19 protein-coding genes are annotated in these 17,958 nt (G+C 68.4%); 2 read left to right on the top strand and 17 right to left on the bottom strand.

Translation table 11 applies throughout. The features are described from left to right. Positions 1 to 5: 5 nt before the first annotated feature. Genes DW2_RS14475 through phnG form a run of 4 tightly spaced genes read right to left on the bottom strand, consistent with a single transcriptional unit; the run spans position 6 to position 2,961 of the window. Positions 6 to 875 carry an alpha-D-ribose 1-methylphosphonate 5-phosphate C-P-lyase PhnJ gene (locus DW2_RS14475; RefSeq protein ID WP_038147771.1) on the bottom strand — a complete coding sequence of 290 codons (870 nt, stop codon included), beginning with the start codon at positions 873 to 875 and terminating at the stop codon, positions 6 to 8. After that, a complete protein-coding gene (locus DW2_RS14470; protein ID WP_038147769.1) occupies positions 872 to 1,957 on the bottom strand; it encodes a carbon-phosphorus lyase complex subunit in 1,086 nt (361 codons plus the stop codon). Before DW2_RS14470 ends, DW2_RS14475 begins: the two co-directional genes overlap by 4 nt. Continuing rightward, positions 1,958 to 2,521, bottom strand: coding sequence for a phosphonate C-P lyase system protein PhnH (gene phnH, locus DW2_RS14465; RefSeq protein ID WP_038147767.1), 564 nt, complete (start codon positions 2,519 to 2,521; stop codon positions 1,958 to 1,960). It abuts the gene before it with no gap. Then, positions 2,518 to 2,961, bottom strand: coding sequence for a phosphonate C-P lyase system protein PhnG (phnG, locus tag DW2_RS14460; protein WP_038147765.1), 444 nt, complete (start codon positions 2,959 to 2,961; stop codon positions 2,518 to 2,520). Before phnG ends, phnH begins: the two co-directional genes overlap by 4 nt. Before the next feature lie 77 nt (positions 2,962 to 3,038). Here phnG and phnF point away from each other — a divergent pair, with 77 nt between their 5' ends. After that, positions 3,039 to 3,773, top strand: coding sequence for a phosphonate metabolism transcriptional regulator PhnF (phnF, locus tag DW2_RS14455; protein WP_038147764.1), 735 nt, complete (start codon positions 3,039 to 3,041; stop codon positions 3,771 to 3,773). Between the two features lie 7 nt (positions 3,774 to 3,780). On the opposite strand, the gene DW2_RS14450 is transcribed toward phnF, so the two are convergent. From DW2_RS14450 to aroQ, 6 genes are all read right to left on the bottom strand, one after another. Next, positions 3,781 to 4,398 carry an LbetaH domain-containing protein gene (locus DW2_RS14450; protein WP_038147763.1) on the bottom strand — a complete coding sequence of 206 codons (618 nt, stop codon included), beginning with the start codon at positions 4,396 to 4,398 and terminating at the stop codon, positions 3,781 to 3,783. A gap of 3 nt (positions 4,399 to 4,401) precedes the next feature. Beyond that, positions 4,402 to 5,730, bottom strand: a complete 1,329-nt coding sequence (gene phnE / locus DW2_RS14445; RefSeq protein ID WP_038147805.1) for a phosphonate ABC transporter, permease protein PhnE — start codon at positions 5,728 to 5,730, stop codon at positions 4,402 to 4,404. Between the two features lie 8 nt (positions 5,731 to 5,738). After that, on the bottom strand, positions 5,739 to 6,605 hold the full coding sequence (gene phnE, locus DW2_RS14440; RefSeq protein ID WP_038147762.1) for a phosphonate ABC transporter, permease protein PhnE: 867 nt from the start codon (positions 6,603 to 6,605) through the stop codon (positions 5,739 to 5,741). 71 nt (positions 6,606 to 6,676) lie between these two features. Then, a complete protein-coding gene (gene phnD / locus DW2_RS14435) occupies positions 6,677 to 7,588 on the bottom strand; it encodes a phosphonate ABC transporter substrate-binding protein (RefSeq protein WP_038147761.1) in 912 nt (303 codons plus the stop codon). A 63-nt stretch (positions 7,589 to 7,651) separates the two neighbouring features. Further along, complete coding sequence (gene phnC / locus DW2_RS14430) at positions 7,652 to 8,473, bottom strand: phosphonate ABC transporter ATP-binding protein (RefSeq protein WP_038147760.1); 822 nt, start codon at positions 8,471 to 8,473, stop codon at positions 7,652 to 7,654. Positions 8,474 to 8,590: 117 nt separating this feature from the next. Beyond that, positions 8,591 to 9,031 (bottom strand): type II 3-dehydroquinate dehydratase, encoded by a 441-nt coding sequence (aroQ, locus tag DW2_RS14425; protein ID WP_038147758.1) that lies wholly within the window; start codon positions 9,029 to 9,031, stop codon positions 8,591 to 8,593. Positions 9,032 to 9,235: 204 nt separating this feature from the next. On the opposite strand from aroQ, the gene DW2_RS14420 reads away from it, so the two are divergent. Continuing rightward, entirely contained in the window at positions 9,236 to 11,866 is a 2,631-nt protein-coding gene (locus tag DW2_RS14420; RefSeq protein ID WP_051856099.1) for a cation-translocating P-type ATPase, read from the top strand. A gap of 17 nt (positions 11,867 to 11,883) precedes the next feature. On the opposite strand, the gene thiD is transcribed toward DW2_RS14420, so the two are convergent. The 7 genes from thiD to thiC are packed head-to-tail and all read right to left on the bottom strand — an operon-like array spanning position 11,884 to position 17,870. Continuing rightward, positions 11,884 to 12,621 (bottom strand): bifunctional hydroxymethylpyrimidine kinase/phosphomethylpyrimidine kinase, encoded by a 738-nt coding sequence (gene thiD / locus DW2_RS14415; RefSeq protein ID WP_051856097.1) that lies wholly within the window; start codon positions 12,619 to 12,621, stop codon positions 11,884 to 11,886. Further along, positions 12,618 to 13,580, bottom strand: coding sequence for a HesA/MoeB/ThiF family protein (locus tag DW2_RS14410; protein WP_038147756.1), 963 nt, complete (start codon positions 13,578 to 13,580; stop codon positions 12,618 to 12,620). Before DW2_RS14410 ends, thiD begins: the two co-directional genes overlap by 4 nt. Next, positions 13,577 to 14,185, bottom strand: coding sequence for a thiamine phosphate synthase (locus DW2_RS14405; protein WP_038147754.1), 609 nt, complete (start codon positions 14,183 to 14,185; stop codon positions 13,577 to 13,579). Before DW2_RS14405 ends, DW2_RS14410 begins: the two co-directional genes overlap by 4 nt. Continuing rightward, on the bottom strand, positions 14,182 to 14,943 hold the full coding sequence (locus DW2_RS14400) for a thiazole synthase (protein ID WP_038147751.1): 762 nt from the start codon (positions 14,941 to 14,943) through the stop codon (positions 14,182 to 14,184). The genes DW2_RS14405 and DW2_RS14400 overlap by 4 nt, the downstream gene beginning before the upstream one ends. A gap of 2 nt (positions 14,944 to 14,945) precedes the next feature. Continuing rightward, positions 14,946 to 15,143, bottom strand: a complete 198-nt coding sequence (thiS, locus tag DW2_RS14395; protein ID WP_038147749.1) for a sulfur carrier protein ThiS — start codon at positions 15,141 to 15,143, stop codon at positions 14,946 to 14,948. Then, positions 15,133 to 16,080, bottom strand: a complete 948-nt coding sequence (gene thiO, locus DW2_RS14390; RefSeq protein ID WP_337588246.1) for a glycine oxidase ThiO — start codon at positions 16,078 to 16,080, stop codon at positions 15,133 to 15,135. The genes thiS and thiO overlap by 11 nt, the downstream gene beginning before the upstream one ends. After that, the gene (gene thiC, locus DW2_RS14385) at positions 16,077 to 17,870 is read right to left on the bottom strand and encodes a phosphomethylpyrimidine synthase ThiC (RefSeq protein WP_038147747.1); all 1,794 of its coding nucleotides are present in this window, start codon (positions 17,868 to 17,870) and stop codon (positions 16,077 to 16,079) included. Before thiC ends, thiO begins: the two co-directional genes overlap by 4 nt. Positions 17,871 to 17,958: the final 88 nt, after the last annotated feature.

The following is a 17,958-nucleotide window of genomic DNA, read 5'->3' as shown; positions in this document are numbered from 1 at the left end:
ATCCTTCATGTCCTCTCCTCCGGAGCCAGCCGCCCCCGATGCCCCTGAGCGCGGCGGGTCTCGCAGAAATCGGTATCCGAGCAGACGAACATCCGCCCGCCCCGGTCATCGGTGATCACCTCGTCGAGATAGCTCGTCCCGCAGCCGCACAGATCGCACGAATGCTCGGCCTTGGAGGCGACGAAGGGATGGTCCTCGAAATCGAGGCTGACGACCTGCGTATAGGGCGGCAGCGCGTAGATCCGCTGCTCGCGCCCCGCGCCGAAGAGCTGGATCGCGGGGTTGTCCGACAGTTTCGGGTTGTCGAATTTCGGGATCGGCGAGGGGTCCATCACGTAGCGCCCCTCGACGCGCACCGGATAGGCATAGGCGGTCGAGATCTCGCCGTGGCGCGCGATATCCTCATAGAGCTTCACATGCATCAGCCCGTATTCCTCGAGCGCGTGCATCTTGCGCGTCTCGCTCTCGCGCGGCTCGAGGAACCGCAAGGGCTCCGGGATCGGAACCTGATAGACCAGAATCTGCCCTTCGACGAGCGGCTCCTCGGGGATGCGGTGACGGGTCTGGATCACGCTCGCCTCGCCGGTGCGGGTCGTCGTCTCGACCCCCGCCGTGCGTGCGAAGAAGGCCCGGATCGAGACCGCGTTCGTCGTGTCATCCGCGCCCTGGTCGATCACCTTGAGCGTGTCTTCCGGGGTCAGGCAGGCCGCAGTCACCTGCACGCCGCCCGTGCCCCAGCCATAGGGCATCGGCATCTCGCGGCTCGCAAAGGGCACCTGATAGCCCGGCACCGCGATACCCTTCAGCAGCGCGCGCCGGATCATCCGTTTCGTCGCCTCGTCGAGATAGGCGAAGTTGAAGGCCTGATCGCTCATTCCGCGGCCTCCCTCTCTTCCGCCCCGGCCTCGCGGCGCAATCGGCGGATCAGCTCCAGCTCGGACTGGAAATCGACGTAATGGGGCAACTTGATATGCTCGAGGAACCCCGTCGCCTGGATGTTGTCGCAGTGATAGAGCACGAATTCGGCATCCTGCGCCGGGGCGCCGGTATTATCCTCGCCCAGTTCCTCCCAGCGAAGCGCGCGGTCCACGAGGCTCATCGAGATCGACTTGCGTTCGTTCTGGCCGAAGACCAGCCCGTAGCCGCGGGTGAATTGCGCAGGCTCGGTCTTCGAGCCGGTGAACTGGTTCACGGTCTCGCATTCCGAGAGCTCGACCTCGCCGATCTCGACGGCGAAACCCAGCTCGGGGATCTCCATCTCGACCGCGCAGGTCCCGATCCGCAGTTCGCCCACGAAGGCATGGGTCCGGCCGTAGCCGCGCTGCGTCGAATAGGCGAGGGAGAGCACGAAGCCCTCGTCGCCCCGCGCGAGCGCCTGAAGCCGCAGCGGGCGATCCGCGGGCATCTCGAGCGGCTCGCGGGTGAGATCGGAAGGCGTGTCCTCCGAAGTCTCGAGCGGCTCCATCAAGCCGTCGCGGTCGAGCAGGTCGAGGATATGGGGCGCGGGCGTCTCGTCGGCGCTTTTGCGCTGCGCCTCGGGGGTCGTGCCCTCGGCGGCGAGTTTGAAATCGAGCAGCCGGTGCGTGTAGTCGAAGGTCGGCCCCAGCACCTGCCCGCCCGGCACATCCTTGAACGTGGCCGAGACGCGCCGCGTGATCGCCATCTCGCCGGTCTCGACGGGCAGGCTCGCCCCGAACCGCGGCAGGGTCGTGCGATAGGCGCGGATCAGGAAGATCGCCTCGATCAGGTCGCCCCGCGCCTGCTTGATCGCGAGCGCCGCGAGATCGGGATCGTAAAGCGAGCCCTCCGCCATCACCCGGTTCACCGCAAGGCTCATCTGCTCGCGGATTTGGGCGATCGACAATTCGGGCACGTCACGATCGCCGCGCCGCTCCTCGGCCAGCCATTGATGCGCCGCCTCGATCGCGCGCTCGCCGCCTTTGGTCGCAACATACATTCAGAGCGCCTCCACCTTGGTCGAGCGCGGCAGCCCGGAGACCCGGTCGCCGCTCGTGAAGAAACAGTCGAAGCCAAGCGGGAAGCGCGCGCGATTGTCTGCGAAGGCCGCGATCTCGGGCAGGCGCGCCTCGGCGTCGCGCGCGATCCCCGGCCCGGTGAGCCGGGCATTGGGCGGCGCGAGCGTCTCCATCTCGACGATCAGCGTCGCCGCGCGGTCCGGGTAAGCGGGCGTGCCGATCGCGAACCGGCCAACCGGTTGCAGCGCCTCCCAGCTCCCGAGCGCGAAATCGGCCTCCTCGGCCGCCACCAGCGGCGCGCCGCAATGAAAGGCGATCCAGTCGCGAATTTCGGGACGGTCGTGCGAGGGCGCCAGATGCAAGCGCACCGCCTGATCGACGAGCGTGAGCAGCACAGCCCCCGCCGCGGGCGAAAGCGGTGCAGGCGGGGCCGCACCTTCGAGACGCTGAACCTGCCCCGGTCGCGCAAGCGTTTCGAGGCAGGCGCGGAAGGCGCGCGCGGCCTGTTCGGGAGCATGGGCGAACCCGCCCGAGAGATCGCTCATTGGTCTTCCCCCCGCACCATCGTGAAAAACTCGACCTTGGTCGCCGCGGCCTTCTCGGCGCGGGTCCGGCGGCGCTCGGCCTCCTCGGCACGCAGGGCCTCGAATACCGGCGCGACATCGCCCTGCCCCGCCTCGCTCAGCGCATCAATGGCAGCCGCGCGCAGTGCGTGGTCCTTGTCGCGGCCCTGCACATAGGCATGACCGACCGTGCCGTCCGGGAGCCTCAGCGAGCAGCGCGTCACCGTCATCTCGCCGAGATTGAACGGGCCGCCGCTCGCGCCGACGCGCCCGCGCACCATCACCGCGCCGCATTCGGGCGCGCGCAGCACCTCATGGGCGGGCAGTTCGGGATAGAGCGCCGCGAGCCGGGACGGCCTGGCCCGCGCGAGCAGTCCCATCCGCGCGCGCCGCGCCTCTTGATCTGGGGTCAGTTTGGACATCTTGCCGATTTGTCTAGCTTCCTATACAACTAGACAAATATCACCCGATTCCGACATCGAGCTCAAGTGAAACTTGGATGACAGACCGCACACCCATCTGGCGCCAGATCGCCGACACGCTGCGCTCCGAGATCGCCGAAGGGCTATACCCGGCGGGGGCGAAACTGCCCACGGAGGCGCAGCTGGCCGCGCGGTTCGGGGTCAATCGCCATACGGTGCGCCATGCGCTCGGCGCGCTGGCAGAGGAGAAACTCGTGGTCTCGCGCCGGGGCGCGGGGGTTTTCGTCGCGATGGCCGCGCCCGCCGATTATCCGATCGGGCGGCGGGTTCGGTTCCAGCAGAACGTGGCCGCCTCGGGCCGCACGCCTTCGCGCGAGGTGCTGCGGATCGAGACCCGACCGGCGCGCGCCGACGAGGCCGAGGCCCTGAAGCTCTCCCCCCATGCGCAGGTGCATGTCTTCGAGGGGCTGTCGCTCGGGGACGGCCTGCCGCTCGCGCAGTTCCGGTCGATCTTCCCCGCCGCGCGGTTCCCCACCCTGCCCGAGGCGCTCGCCCGTCATGCCTCAGTGACCGCCGCTTTGCGCGAGGCGGGAGTCGCGGACTACATCCGGGCTTCGACACGGGTGAGCGCGACGCTTGCCCGCGCAACCCGGGCGGGGCTGATGAAGCTTTCCGAGGGCGCGCCGCTTTTGCGCACCGAGGCGGTGAACGTCGATCTTCAGGGGGAGCCGATCGAATTCGGCATCAGCTGGTTCGCGGGCGACCGCGTCGCCCTCACCATCCATCCCGACATCCATCCAGACGGGGGTTGAGCCGCGCTCAGTCGCGATATTTCTCCAGGAAGGCCTCGATCGGGAGATGGCGGAAATCGGCGAGCGCCGCATGCAGCCGCGCGTGCTCCCAGTCCCACCAGGCCAGATCAAGGAGATCCTGCGCGATCTCTTCGGAAAACCGCATCCGCAGAGGCTGCGCAGGTACGCCCGCGACGATCATGAAGGGCGCCACATCCTTCGTGACCACCGCGCCCGAGGCGACGACCGCCCCGGCCCCGATCTCGATCTCGGGCTTCACGATCGCGCCATGCCCGATCCAGCAATCCGGCCCGAGCGTGCAGCGCCGCGCCGCGCGTGCGGCGAAAAATTCGCCCCAGTCCTCTTCGCCCTCGAAATAATAGGAGGAGCGATAGAGGAAGTGATGCTGGGCGGGGCTGCGCCACGGGTGATCGGTCGGCCCGATCCGGGTGAAGGCCGCGATATTGGCGAACTTTCCCACCGAGGTATTGGCGATATCGGCATAGCGGTCGCAATAGGCGTAGTCGCCGAAATCGGAGTTCAGAACCCGGCTGCCGTGCCCCAGTTCGCAGAAACGTCCGAAGGTGGAATTCACCACCTCGCAATCGGGCGCGACATGGGGCGCGTCGGGGTCGAGTTTCGGCATGGATCAGCCCTTGATGAAACGGCGCCGGATCCAGCCCGAGATCGAATCCATGGCCATCACCGTCAGCACGATCAGGATGACGTAATAGCTGACCTCTTCCCAGTCCTTCTGGGTGATGATCGCCTGCGTCAGCAGCAGGCCGATCCCGCCACCCACCAGCGCGCCGATCACCGTCGCCGAGCGGGTGTTGGATTCGAGGTAGTAGAGAAGCTGCGACAGGATCACCGGCGCGATCTGCGGGATCACCCCGAACCGCGCCCGCTGGATGCCGTTCGCCCCGGTCGAGCCGATGCCCTCCACCTGCTTGCCGTCGATATTCTCCAGCGCCTCGGAGAACATCTTGCCGAAGGTGCCGGTATCGGTGAGCAGGATCGCAAGTGAGCCGGTCAGCGGTCCGGGCCCGAAGGCGCGGCTGAGGATCACCGTCCAGATCAGCCCGTCGACGCCGCGCAGGAAATCGAAGACCCGGCGCAGCGCGAGGCGCAACGCATTGAGCGGCGTGAAATTGACCGCGGCGAGGAAGGCCAGCGGCAACGCGATCAGCCCCGCGCCCATCGTGCCGAGGAAGGCCATCAGCACCGTCTCGGCCATCGCCCAGAAGACGTTCGAGTGGTGCCACATGTTGTTGTTCCAGAAATCGCGCGCCATCGCCTGGATGTTCGGCATCGCCGGATCGACCCGCGGCCCCCAGAGCGCAAGCGAGACCAGCTGGCTGACGCTCTTGCCGTGGAACGGGCTGTCGAGGGTGAAGAAGAACAGCTCCCAGCCGGGGAAGTAGCGGAAGGTCTCGGTCCGGTTGCGCGTCATCGAGAACCGCCAGTCGCCCTGATCGACCGAAACCCGCGTGCGCGAGGCCGAGATCCAGTCGGGCAGGTTTTTTCCCTGCGGCAGTTCGAGCGTGACCTTGCGCCCGTCGAGCGCCACCGTCACGGGGCCGAATTGCGGGATCTCGAGCCGGGCGACGGTGCCGGGCAGATAGGTGACGCTGGCGCCGCCGGGCAGGTCGATAGCGGTGGTCTCGCCCTTGCGATGCACCCAGTCGGGCGGCGCGTCGGCGGGATAGGTGCCGCGCCGTTCGCCCTCGATCGCGACCACGGTCTGGCCGGTGCGGTTCTCGTGGCTGACCTGCGTCTTGTAGGACCAGAAGTCGCGCAGCAGGACCTTCGCGTGGTCCGGCTTGGCCTGCGCGATCACCCCTCCGATATCGAAAGCGGCGAAGACATAGGCGAAATAGACCAGCAGGATCGCGGGCACCGCGAGGGCGCGCCACTTGCGCCGGGCAAAGCTGCGGGCGAGGTCCTCGTGGCGCGTGGCGACGGTGATATCGGTCATGCTCAGGCTCACAGCCGGCCCTCCTTCAGCTTGCCGCCGCGCACCAGCCGAGAGCGCGCCTTGTCGGAGATCGTGTCCACCGCTACGATGGTGAGGAACAGCAGCGCGAAGATCGCGACCACGGCGTCATAGCGCCCCTGCCCCCATTGCAGCGCGGTCTTCAGGTCGTAGCCGATCCCGCCCGCGCCGACGAAGCCGAGGATGGCCGAGGCGCGGATATTGATCTCGAAGCGCAGCAGCGCATAGGAGGACCAGTTCGGCGCGACCTGCGGGAGCACCCCCAGCCAGATCCGCTGGAACCAGTTCGCGCCGACCGATTGCAGCCCCTCGACCGGTTTGAGATCGGCGTTCTCCGCCACTTCCGAGAACAGTTTTCCGAGCGCGCCGAAACAGTGCAGCGTGATCGCGGCCATCCCCGCGACCGGCCCGCCGCCGAGCAGGTAGATCAGCACCAGCGCGGTCACGATCTCGGGCAGCGCGCGCATCACGTCCATCAGGCGGCGAAAGACCGGGATCAGCCGCGGCCAGGGCGCGAGCCCGCGGGTGGACAGGACCGCGAGCCCCATCGCGCCGATGCCGCCCACCACGGTCGAGACCGCGGCGACATTGAGCGTCTCGATCAGCGCAGGCACCGCGTCGATGAAACGCGAGGGCAGGTTCTGCCACTTGGCGAAGGCTTCGGAAAAGATCTCGGCGGGAAAATCGAAGATCCGGTGCAGCCCGTCGAAGAAGCCGCCGGCATTGCGGGCGTCGGCGACCTTGAAACCCGAGGCCATCAGCGCCACGAAGACCACGAGGATCAGGCCGCCATAGAGCCGCTTGCGGCGGGTCATGGCGAGGTAGCTCTCGGTCAGGTTCGGGTCGGTCAGGGACATCGGGACTTTCCGGGAATAGAAACGGCGAACGGGCCGGAGATGCGTCCCCGGCCCGCCATCAGAGCAAAGGCTTACGAGCCCTGCGCGATCTTCTTCTTACGCACTTCGATGATGGTGTCGTAATAGTCCGGCGAGATCGGAACGAAGCCGGCCGAGTCGCCACCCGCCACGTTGTACTGGCATTCGGCATCGGTGGTCTTGAGGTCTTCGAGGACCTTGGTCGCCTTCGCGCGCATGTCCTCGGGCAGTTCGTTGCGGATCACGATCGGGCCGTTCGGGATCGGCTTCGAGCGCCAGATCTCGACGAGGTTGTTCATGTCGATCAGGCCCGCATCCACGGCCTTGCGCAGCGCGCCGTTGTTGAAGCCGTCTTCCCAAGCGCCCTGGCCGTCGGCCCAGGTCACACCGGCGTCGATATCGCCGTTATAGACCGCGATGATGGTCTGCTCGTGACCGCCGGTGAATTTCACCTCGCCGAAATAGTCGCCCGAGTCCATCGAATGGCCGGTCGCTTTCGGGATCTCGACCGAGGGGATCAGGTAGCCCGAGGTCGAGTTCGGATCGCCGAAGCCGAAGCTCTTGCCCTTCATGTCCTCGAGCGAGGTGATGCCGCTGTCCTTGCGGGTGAAACCGACCGAGTAATAGACATAGGAGCCGTCGGGGTTCGCGGTGGTCAGGACCGGGGTCACGGCTTTCGGGTCCGCGATCGCGATCTTGGCATAGCCCGAGGCGCCCAGCAGCGCGAGGTCGATCGTGCCGCCCATCAGGCCCTGAAGCACGCCGTCGTAATCGGCCGGAGCGTAGAGCTTGACCGGAACGCCGAGCGCCTCGGACATGTAGTCCTTCAGGCAGGCGTTGTTGGCCAGACGGTCCTGGGCGTTTTCACCGCCCAGGATGCCGATGTTGAATTCCTTGACGTCCTGGGCCGAAGCGGCACCGGCAAGCGCGGTGGTCACGGCCAGAGTGGCGAGCAGAGTCTTCATGGTCGTCTCCCGTTATGGAAATGGCCCGGGGTCTGGGTCATGCGCCCCTGAGCCGGTGGCAACTCAGTCGCCCATCAGGGCGGCTGCGTATTCGGTGTCGGGGGCCAGCCCCTCGATCGCGGTCGAGGTCGCGGCTTCGGTGAAGCTCGCATCCGCGCCATAGATCTCGCGCGCGACCCCGGTGGTGAGCTGGTCGGGGCGGCCGTCGAAGACCACGCGCCCGTCGCGCATCCCGATCACGCGGTCGCAATAGCGCCGCGCGGTGTCGAGCGTGTGCAGGTTGGCGATCACCATCCGCCCGTCCTCGGTCTGGATCCGCTTGAGCGCGTCCATCACGACCTGCGCGTTCATCGGGTCGAGCGAGGCGATGGGTTCGTCGGCGAGGATGATATCGGGGTCCTGCATCAGCGCGCGGGCGATCGCCACGCGCTGCTGCTGGCCGCCCGAGAGCGCCTCGGCACGCTTGGCGGCCTGTTCGGCGATGCCGAGACGGTCGAGGATCTCGAGCGCGCGGGCGATATCCTCGTTGTTCCAGAGGCTGAACAGCGTCGCCAGCGTCGAGCGCCGCCCGAGCAGGCCATGCAGCACGTTCGAGGCCACATCCATCCGCGGCACGAGGTTGAACTGCTGGAACACCATAGCGCAACGGCTTTGCCAGGCGCGCTTCTCGGCCCCTTTCAGGCGCAGGATATCCGTGCCCCCGGCGAGGATCTCGCCGCGGCTCGCATCGCCCAGACGGTTGACCATGCGCAGGAGCGTCGATTTCCCCGCGCCCGAGCGTCCGATCACGCCGACGAATCCGGCGCCCTCGAGCGTGAAGGAGACGTCATCCACCGCCGCCTTCTCGCCGAAAATCTTGCTCACGTTTCTGAATTCGAGCTTCATGTGCCCCCCACGTTTCGAAGCGTGGTTAGGGCGCGCGCGTAACGGCTCTGTTACGCGCATGCGACGAATTCGTGATGGTCCGTGATTTTCAGGCGCGAAAGTCGCGCCGCGTCCGGCTCAGCCGCCCAGAAGCGAGCAGACCCGGCGCACGCAGAGCGCGTAGCCCTCGGTCCCGAACCCGGCGATGACCCCATCGGCGCGCGGGCTGATATAGGAATGGTGCCGGAAGCTCTCGCGCTTGTGGACATTCGAGATATGGCATTCGAAGACCGGCCCCTCGAACGTGTTGAGCGCATCGAGGATCGCGATCGAGGTATGGGTATAGGCGCCCGCATTGATGATGATCGCGCAGGCCTTCTCGCGGGCCTCGTGGATCATATCGACGATCCCGCCCTCGTGATTCGACTGGAAAAGCGCGATCTCGAACCCCGCGGGCTCGGCGACAGCGGCGCAGGCGCGTTCCACATCCCCGAGCGTTTCGTGGCCATAGATCTCGGGCTGGCGCTTGCCCAGAAGGTTCAGGTTGGGGCCATTGAGAATGTAGATCGTCTTCGACATGTCAGCTCCTGCGCCAGATCACGCCCCAGTCGTAATGCATTCGCGTGAAATCGCAATCTTCCTCCGGGCCGCGCTGCGCCGCAATGCCGCGCCGTGTCCGACGGGTAACCCGTTGAAATGCGCTTTGCGCCCGCGCGGCCGCGCGCCTAGAGTGGGCCCAAGCGTCCTGCCCTTTCCCGATCCCTTCCCCAGCCGGAGCCCGACGTGACGAAGCCGCCCAGAGAGCCCCTGCCCGATCAGGCCCGCACTGTCGCGGAGGTCCTGGCGGCGCGAAGCGTCGATCCCGCGGTCGGTCTGAGCGATGAGGAAGCGGCCCGCAGATTGGCCGAGACCGGGCCCAACCGCCTCGTCACGCATCGACGGACCGGCCTCGTGACCCTCGTCGCACGGCAATTCGCAAGCCCGCTCGTCGCGCTGCTCGGCATGGCCGCGGTGCTGGCGCTCTGGCTGGGCGAGATCGAGGAGGCGGTCGCGATCGCGATAGTTCTCGCGCTCAACGCCTTCATCGGGTTTTCGACCGAGCTGAAGGCGACTCGCTCGATCGAGGCCTTGCGGGGCCTCGCGACGCCGAACGCCCGGGTGCGCCGCGGCGGGCATGACCGGGTGATGCCGGCGCGCGATCTTGTGCCCGGCGATATCGTCCTGCTCGATGCGGGCGATGCGGTCCCCGCCGATCTGCGCCTGATCCAGGGGGCCGATCCGCAGGTCGACGAATCCACGCTCACCGGGGAATCGGTCGCGGTCGCGAAATCGCCCGAGCCGGTGGCGCCCGACGCCCGCCTCGGCGAGCGGCACTCGATGCTCTTTTTGGGCACCGCGCTTCTCAAGGGCAGCGCGAGGGGTGTGGTGGTCGCGACCGGCGCGGCGACGGAGATCGGGCATCTGTCTCAGCTCGTGACCGAGGCGGGCGAGGACACATCCCCCATCGAACGCAAGCTCGCCCGGCTCTCGGGCCAGCTTCTGTGGGTGATCCTCGCGCTCTCGGCGCTGATCGCGCTGATCGGCTGGCTCACCGGGAAGGACGCGCGCCTCGTCGTCGAAGCCGCGATCGCGCTTTCGGTCGCCGCCGTTCCCGAGGGCCTGCCCGTCGTCGCCACGCTCACGCTCGCGCGCGGCATGTGGCGCATGGCGCGGCAGAACGCGCTGATCGAACGGCTCTCGGCGGTCGAGACGCTCGGGGCGACGACTGTGATCCTCACCGACAAGACCGGCACCCTGACCGAGAACCGGATGGAGGTCCGCGCGCTCTGGCTGCCCTCGGGGCGCCACGACACCGATGCGGAGGCCGGAAAGGCAATGTCCCGCGAGGCCGAGGCGCTTCTCGAGGCGGCGGCCCTTTGCAACGATGCGGTGCTCGATCCCGCGAGCGAGAAGGGCATCGGCGATCCGATGGAGGTGGCGCTTTTGCGCGCCGCGCAGGCGGCAGGCCAGGCCCCCGCCGAATTGCGCAAGCGCCTCCCGCGCGTACGCACCCGCCCCTTCGATACCCAGCACCGGCTGATGATGACGGTGCATCAGGCGCAGGACGGCTATCTCTACGCGCTCAAGGGCGCGCCCGAGACCGTGCTCGCGACCGCCTCCCGCATCGCCGGCGACACCGCGCCCCGCCCCTTCACCGAGGAAGATAAGGCGCATTGGCACGCCCGAGCGCACGAGATGGCGGGCGAAGGCCTGCGGGTTCTGGGCTGCGCCGCGAAACGGGCCCCCGATGCGGATGGGGATTTTGCCGAAGGGCTGGTCTTTCTCGGCCTCGTGGGGCTCGAGGACCCGGTGCGTGCGGATGTGCCCGAAGCGATCGCGAACTGCCACCGCGCAGGCATCCGCGTCATCATGGTGACCGGCGATCATGCCGCGACCGCGCGCAGCATCGGCGGCGATGCGGGCCTGCTCGGCTCCGACGGCCCGGTCGTCGAGGGGCACGAGATCCAGGCCCTCACCACCGATGGCGACGCCTTCATCCGCCACGGCATCTTCGCGCGGGTGACCCCGGCCGAGAAGCTCGATCTGGTGCGCGCCTATCAGCGCGCGGGCGAGGTCGTCGCGATGACCGGGGACGGGGTGAACGACGCGCCCGCGCTCCGGCAGGCCGATATCGGCGTGGCGATGGGCAAGCGCGGCACCGATGTGGCGCGCGGCGCGGCGGCGATGGTGCTGCTCGACGACGCCTTCGCCAGCATCGTCTCGGCAATCCGCGAAGGCCGGGTGATCTTCGCCAATATCCGCCGCTTCGCCAGCTATCTGATGGCGTGCAACCTCGCCGAGGTGCTGGTGGTCGGCCTCGCGCTGGCGGTGACCCTGCCCCTGCCGATCCTGCCGCTGCAGATCCTCTATCTCAACCTGATCACGGATGTGTTCCCCGCCTTCGCCCTGGCGCTTGGCGAAGGCGAGCGCAACGTGCTCGACCAGCCGCCGCGCCCGCCGGCCGAGCCGATCCTCGGCCGCCCGCAATGGCGCCGGATCGTCGGGCAAAGCCTGTTGATGAGCCTCGCCACGCTCGCGGCCTTCGCGCTCGCCTATACCGGGCTCGCGCTGAGCGCGACGGAAACCGTCACGGTCGCCTTCCTCACCCTCGGCTTCGCCCAGCTCTGGCAGGTCTTCAACATGCGCGCGCCCCGCACCGGGGTCTTCGTCAACGAGATCACCCGCAACCCGTGGGTCTGGGCCGCGCTCGGGCTCTGCTCGCTTCTGCTCACGCTTCCGCCGCTGATCTCGCCGCTGGCCGAACTGCTCGGACTCACCCCGCTCGGCGCGCCGCTCTGGGGGCTCGTTCTAGGCGCGAGCCTCGCGCCGGTGCTGGTCTGGCAGGCCATCGAGCGGATCGTGCACCGGCGCTGATCGGGCAGGCGCGCCTCTCAGGAGGCGGCCGCCTCGAACCGGGCCTGAAGCAGATCGCGGGCGCGCGCCACCGCGTCGGCAAGCGCGAGCCCCCTCCCCAGATGCACCGCGATCGCGCTGGCCAGCTGGCAGCCCGTGCCGCGCAGCGACGCCCGGACCCAGGGCCGCGCGAAGCGCTCCACCTGCCCCGCGCTCGTATAGAGCCGGTCCTCGCAAAGCCCGCCCGGCACCCCATGCCCGCCCTTCACGAGGACCGCCCCGCAGCCACGCCCGAGAAGCTCTGCAACCACGGTGCTCTCGGGCGCCTCCGCGGACAGCCCCGTCGCTACCGCGAGCGCCTGCAATTCGGGAATATTAGGGGTCAGCAGGGTAGCGCGGGGCAAAAGGCGCCCAACCATCGCCGCGCGCCCCTCCGCGTCGATCAGGTCCCGCCCCGAACTCGAGCGCAGCACCGGATCGAGAACCACCGGCACGCGCGGCAGGCGGTCGGCGACGGTCTCGACCGTGGCGCGCGTGCCGAGCATCCCGATCTTCACCGCCCCAACGCCCCCGTGCAGCCCCATGTCGATCTGGGCGGCGAGCACGTCGCTCGGAACCGGATGGATCGCGGTGACCGCGTGATCGCTCTGCGCGGTGACCGAGGTCAGCGCGACGCGCGCGGGCGCGCCCAGTTCGGCCGCCGTCGCGGTGTCGCGCAGGATGCCCGCACCGCCGCTCGAATCGAGGCCGCCGATGAAGAGGACCGGGCGGCTCATGATCCCACCGCGACAATGGCCGTCTCGTAGGGGCCGCGCGCGGCCAGAACCGTCGCCGCGCACCAAGCGCGCAGGCCCGTCGCACAGACGAAGACGGCGCGCTGCCCCGGATCGGGCTGGAAGGCCGCAACGGCTTCGGGAGAAAGCCGCAGGGCTCGCGGATGGGCCGGGGCGGGCGCCTCCGCTTCGCCGCGCAAATCGATCACGACATCCTCAGGGCGGATCTCGCGCAGCGCGATCACCGCAGAGCCGCTCCCCGGCTCGGGTGCCCCGTCGAAGCGGAAGCCCGAAAATCGCCAAGTCGCGAGATCAACCGAGACAAGCTGGCCGAGCGGGCTCGGAACGTGGCCGAGCAGGACCGAAAGCGCCATCTGCGCCTGCAGCGCCCCGAGGCTCGCCACGGCAGGCCCCATCACCCCCGCGCTTGCACAGTTTTGCAGCGCGGGCGGCAGGTCGGGGAAAACCGCGCGATAGCTCGGCGCGCCGCCGCAGAACCCGCCCGCATAGCCCGACCGCCCCAGCACCGAAGCACTCACCAGCGGCAGCCCGCGCGCATGACACAGATCGGAGAGCGCATAGGTCACCGCGAAACTGTCGGCCGCGTCGATCACCAGATCGACACGCGCCAGTTCCGCGCGCGCATTGGCGGGATCGAGGCGGAAGACGCCGGGGCTGACCTCGCAATCGGGGTTGAGCGCGCGCAGGCTTTCGGCCGCGATCTCGGCCTTCGGGCGCCCCAGATCGCCCATCCGGAACAGGGTCTGGCGGTGCAGGTTGCTCTCCTCGACCCGGTCGGGATCGATCACCCGCAGCGCTCCGACCCCCGCCCCGGCAAGAAGCGGCAGCACGCTCGCACCCAGCCCGCCCGCGCCGATCACAAGCACCCGCGCCTGTGCGAGCCGCGCCTGTCCCTCGGTGCCGATCTCGGGCAGGCAGGTCTGGCGGGCGTAGCGGCTCATGCGCCATAGCCTCGCGTCGCCGCCAGCCACGCGCGGCAGCGCGCAACCGGGTCCTCGGCCTGCTGGATATCGGTCACCACCGCCGCGCTGTCCGCGCCTGCCGCGAAGAGGCCGGGCAACCGGTCGGGCGTAAGCCCGCCGATCCCGACCAGCGGCACATCGCCCACCAGCGCCTTCCAGCGCGTCACCCGCTCGAGCCCCTGCGGGGCCCATTTCATCTTCTTCAGCAGCGTCGGATAGACCGGCCCGAGCGCGACATAGGCGGGCCGATGCGCCAGCGCGCGGTCCAGCTCGGCCTCGTCATGGGTCGAAAGCCCGTAGCGCACGCCCGCCTGGCGCAGCGCGTCGAAATCCGCGCGCTCCATGTCCTCCTGGCCCAGATGGATGAAATCGCAGCCCAGATCGAGCGCGATCTGCCAGTAATCGTTCACCACGAGCTGCGCGCCATGCGCCGCGCAGACCGCCTGCCCCCGTGCGATCTGGCGCCGCAACTCGGCCTCCTCCATGTCCTTGAGCCGCAATTGCACCAGCTTCACCCCAAGCGGCACCAGCGCCTCGAGCCGCGCGACGTCGCCCACGATCAGGTAGAACGGATCGAGCCTCATGATGCGAACTCCGCCATGCCGAAAATCGGCGTCGAGGCTTGCGCCATGTCGCGTCGCGGCATCAGCCCCGCGCCATGCGCCACGCGCCCCGCCTCGACAGCCTGCCCGAAGGCGCGCGCCATCGCGGCCGGGTCGAGCGCCTTGGCCACGGCGGTATTGAGGAGCACCGCATCGAAGCCCATCTCCATCGCCGCCATCGCCTGGCTGGGCGCGCCGATCCCGGCATCGACCACCAGCGGGGTGTCGGGGAAATGGGCGCGCATCGTGTGCAGCCCCTCGAGGTTGCGCAGCCCCTGCCCCGAGCCGATCGGCGCCCCCCAGGGCATCAGGACCTCGCAGCCCGCCTCGATCAGCTTCTCGCCCACGATCAGATCCTCGGTCGTGTAGGGAAAGACCTGAAACCCCTCGGCGCTCAGGATCCGCGCCGCCTCGACGAGCGCGAACGGGTCGGGCTGGAGCGTGTCGGCATGGCCGATCACCTCGAGCTTGACCCAACGCGTATCGAAGAGCTCGCGCGCCATCTGCGCCGTGGTCACCGCCTCGCGCACCGAGTGGCAGCCCGCGGTATTGGGCAGGATGCGGCAACCGCTCTCCTTCAGGATCTCGCGGAAGGCCCCGCCCCCCGCCCCTTCGCGGCGCAGCGAGACGGTGATCACCTCCGCCCCCGAGGCCGCGATCGCGTCGCGCAGGATCGCAGGAGAGGGATATTGCGCGGTGCCCAGCATCAGCCGGTTTTTCAGCTCGGTTCCGTAGAACATGGTCAGCCTCCCTGCATCGGCGCGAGGATCTCGACTTTCGCGCCCGGTTCGAGCACGGCCCCGGCGCGCGCGCCGCGCGGCACGAAACCGCCATCGAGCGCCGTCGCGACGCTCTCGCCCGCAATGCCCAGCTCGGCAAGCAACGCGGCGAGGTCTCGCGCCGCGACCTCGCGCGGCTTTCCGTTCACCTCAACACGCATGATGGTTCTCCTGAAAGACGGTCGCGGCGACCTCCTCGGCGAGGGCGGGCGACATCAGGAAGCCGTGCCGATGCAGCCCGTTCACGAAGATCCTCTCGCCGCGGAAGATCACCGAAGGGTGGTTGTCGGGCAGCGCGGGCCGCAGCCCCGCGCCGGTCTCGACGATCGCGGCCTCGCCGAAGGCGGGATGCAGCGCATAGGCCGCCGAAAGCAGTTCCATCGCCGAGCGCGCGGTGATCGGATCGTCGCGGTCGCTCTCGATCATCGTCGCGCCGACCATGAAAAGCCCCTCGCCGCGCGGCACGATGTAGCAGGGAAAGCGCGGATGGAGCAGGCGCACCGGGCGCGAGAGCATGATCTCGCGGGTTTCGAGGATCAGCATCTCGCCACGCACCGCGCGCAGTTCCGGCAGCAGGTCGCGCGCCGCGAGGCCGCGGCAATCCACGATCTGCCCACGCGGCTGCGCCCCGGTTCCGAACTGCAACTCCACCCCGAGATCGCGCAGCCGCGCGCACAGGGCGCGCGTTGCCGCGCGCGGATCGAGATGGGCTTCCTCGGCAAAGTAGAGCCCCTCCGCGAACCGCCCCGCGAGATAGGGTTCGAGATTGCCCGGGCTCACCCAGCTATGCTGCCGGGTTGCCCGTGCGAAGCGCTGCAACTCGCTGCGGTCGCGCGCGGGCGCGACGACGAGCGTGCCCTGCTGCAGAACGCCGGGCACCCGCGCGGCCCACCAGTCCCGCGCCGCCTGTCCGCGCGTGACGACATCCTCGGGTGCGGCCTCGCCCTCGCAGAAGGGCGCGAGCATGCCCCCCGCATACCACGACGCCCCCGTCGGCTCGGGGTCGGGGTCGATCACCTCGACCCGCGCACCCCGCTCGGCGAGGGAAGTGGCGGTGCAGAGCCCCGCCACCCCTGCGCCCAGGACCGAGAACATCATTCCGCGGGCTCCGCCTTCTCGGCCGGGATGTAGAGCGCGCCGCCCTCGCGGAACTTCTCGGCCATCTTCGCCATGCCCTCGCGCTTCTCGGCCTCGGCCCGGATGTCGTGAGAAATCCGCATCGAGCAGAATTTCGGCCCGCACATCGAGCAGAAATGCGCGACCTTGTGGGCCTCTTTCGGCATCGTCTCGTCATGCATCGCGCGCGCGGTATCGGGGTCGAGCCCGAGGTTGAACTGGTCCTCCCAACGGAACTCGAAGCGCGCCCGCGACAGCGCATCGTCGCGGCGCTGCGCGCCCGGATGGCCCTTGGCCAGATCGGCGGCATGGGCGGCCAGCTTGTAGGTGATGACGCCGGTCTTGACGTCGTCGCGGTCAGGCAGGCCCAGATGCTCCTTGGGCGTGACATAGCACAGCATCGCGGTGCCGAACCAACCGATCATCGCCGCCCCGATGGCCGAAGTGATATGGTCATAGCCCGGCGCGATATCGGTCGTGAGCGGCCCGAGCGTGTAGAAGGGCGCCTCGTGGCAATGCTTGAGCTGCTCGTCCATGTTCGCCTTGATCTTGTGCATCGGTACATGGCCGGGGCCCTCGATCATCACCTGACACTCCTTGGCCCAGGCGATCTTGGTCAGTTCGCCCAGCGTGCGCAGTTCGGCGAATTGCGCCTCGTCATTGGCGTCGGCGATCGAGCCGGGACGCAGCCCGTCGCCGAGGCTGAAGGACACGTCGTAGCGGCGGCAGATGTCGCAGATCTCGTCGAAATGCTCGTAGAGGAAGCTTTCGCGGTGATGGTGCAGGCACCACTTTGCCATGATCGAGCCGCCGCGCGAGACGATCCCGGTCACACGCTTCGCCGTCATCGGGATCATGTGCAGCCGCACCCCCGCATGGATGGTGAAGTAATCGACGCCCTGCTCGGCCTGTTCGATCAGCGTGTCGCGGTAGATCTCCCAGGTCAGGTCCTCGGCGATGCCGTTCACCTTCTCCAGCGCCTGATAGAGCGGCACCGTCCCGATCGGCACCGGCGCATTGCGGATGATCCAGTCGCGGATGTTGTGGATGTTGCGCCCCGTCGAGAGGTCCATCACCGTGTCGGCGCCCCAGCGGATCGCCCAGACCATCTTCTCGACCTCTTCCTCCATCGAGGAAGTCACGGCGGAGTTGCCGATATTGGCGTTGATCTTCACAAGGAAATTGCGGCCGATGATCATCGGCTCCAGCTCGCGGTGGTTGATGTTGGCGGGGATGATCGCGCGGCCCTCGGCGATCTCGCGGCGCACGAATTCGGGCGTGACGAGATCGGGCAGCTCCGCCCCGAAGGCCTCGCCGTCACGCGCATGGGCGGCCATCCGGCCCTCATTCTCGCGGATCGCGACGAATTCCATCTCTGGTGTGATGATGCCCGCGCGGGCATAGGCCAGCTGGGTCACCGCCCGATCCCCCACCGCGCGCAGCGGCTGGCGGCGCACCGGGAATTCCGGGGTCAGGCGCGCGCCTTCGGCAAAGCCGTTATCGGCCGGCGTGACCGCGCGTCCGTCATAGGCCTCGACATCGCCGCGCTCGGCCAGCCAGTTTCCGCGCAGATCGCCCAGGCCCTTCGCGATGTCGATCGCGGCCTGCGGGTCGGAATAGGGGCCCGAGCTGTCATAGACACTCAGCGGATCTTCGTTCGACACGGCAATCTGGCGCATCGGCACGCGAATGTCGTGGATCTCGCCCGGCAGATAGACCTTTGTCGAGGCGGGCAGCGGGCCGGTGGTGATGGTCGGGATCGTGTCTTTCATTTCGGTCTCCTCTTGCGAAAAGACCCAAGTGAAACGGGAAGCAGAAAGGGGCCGTGAGAGCCCGGCGCTTGCGCGCGAATGGGCCTCG

Source organism: Thioclava atlantica (assembly GCF_000737065.1).
In the GTDB taxonomy this organism is placed as follows: Bacteria; Pseudomonadota; Alphaproteobacteria; order Rhodobacterales; family Rhodobacteraceae; genus Thioclava; species Thioclava atlantica.
The sequence above is the reverse complement of the archived record's forward strand: the minus strand, read 5'-3'. Positions and strand labels throughout refer to the sequence as shown.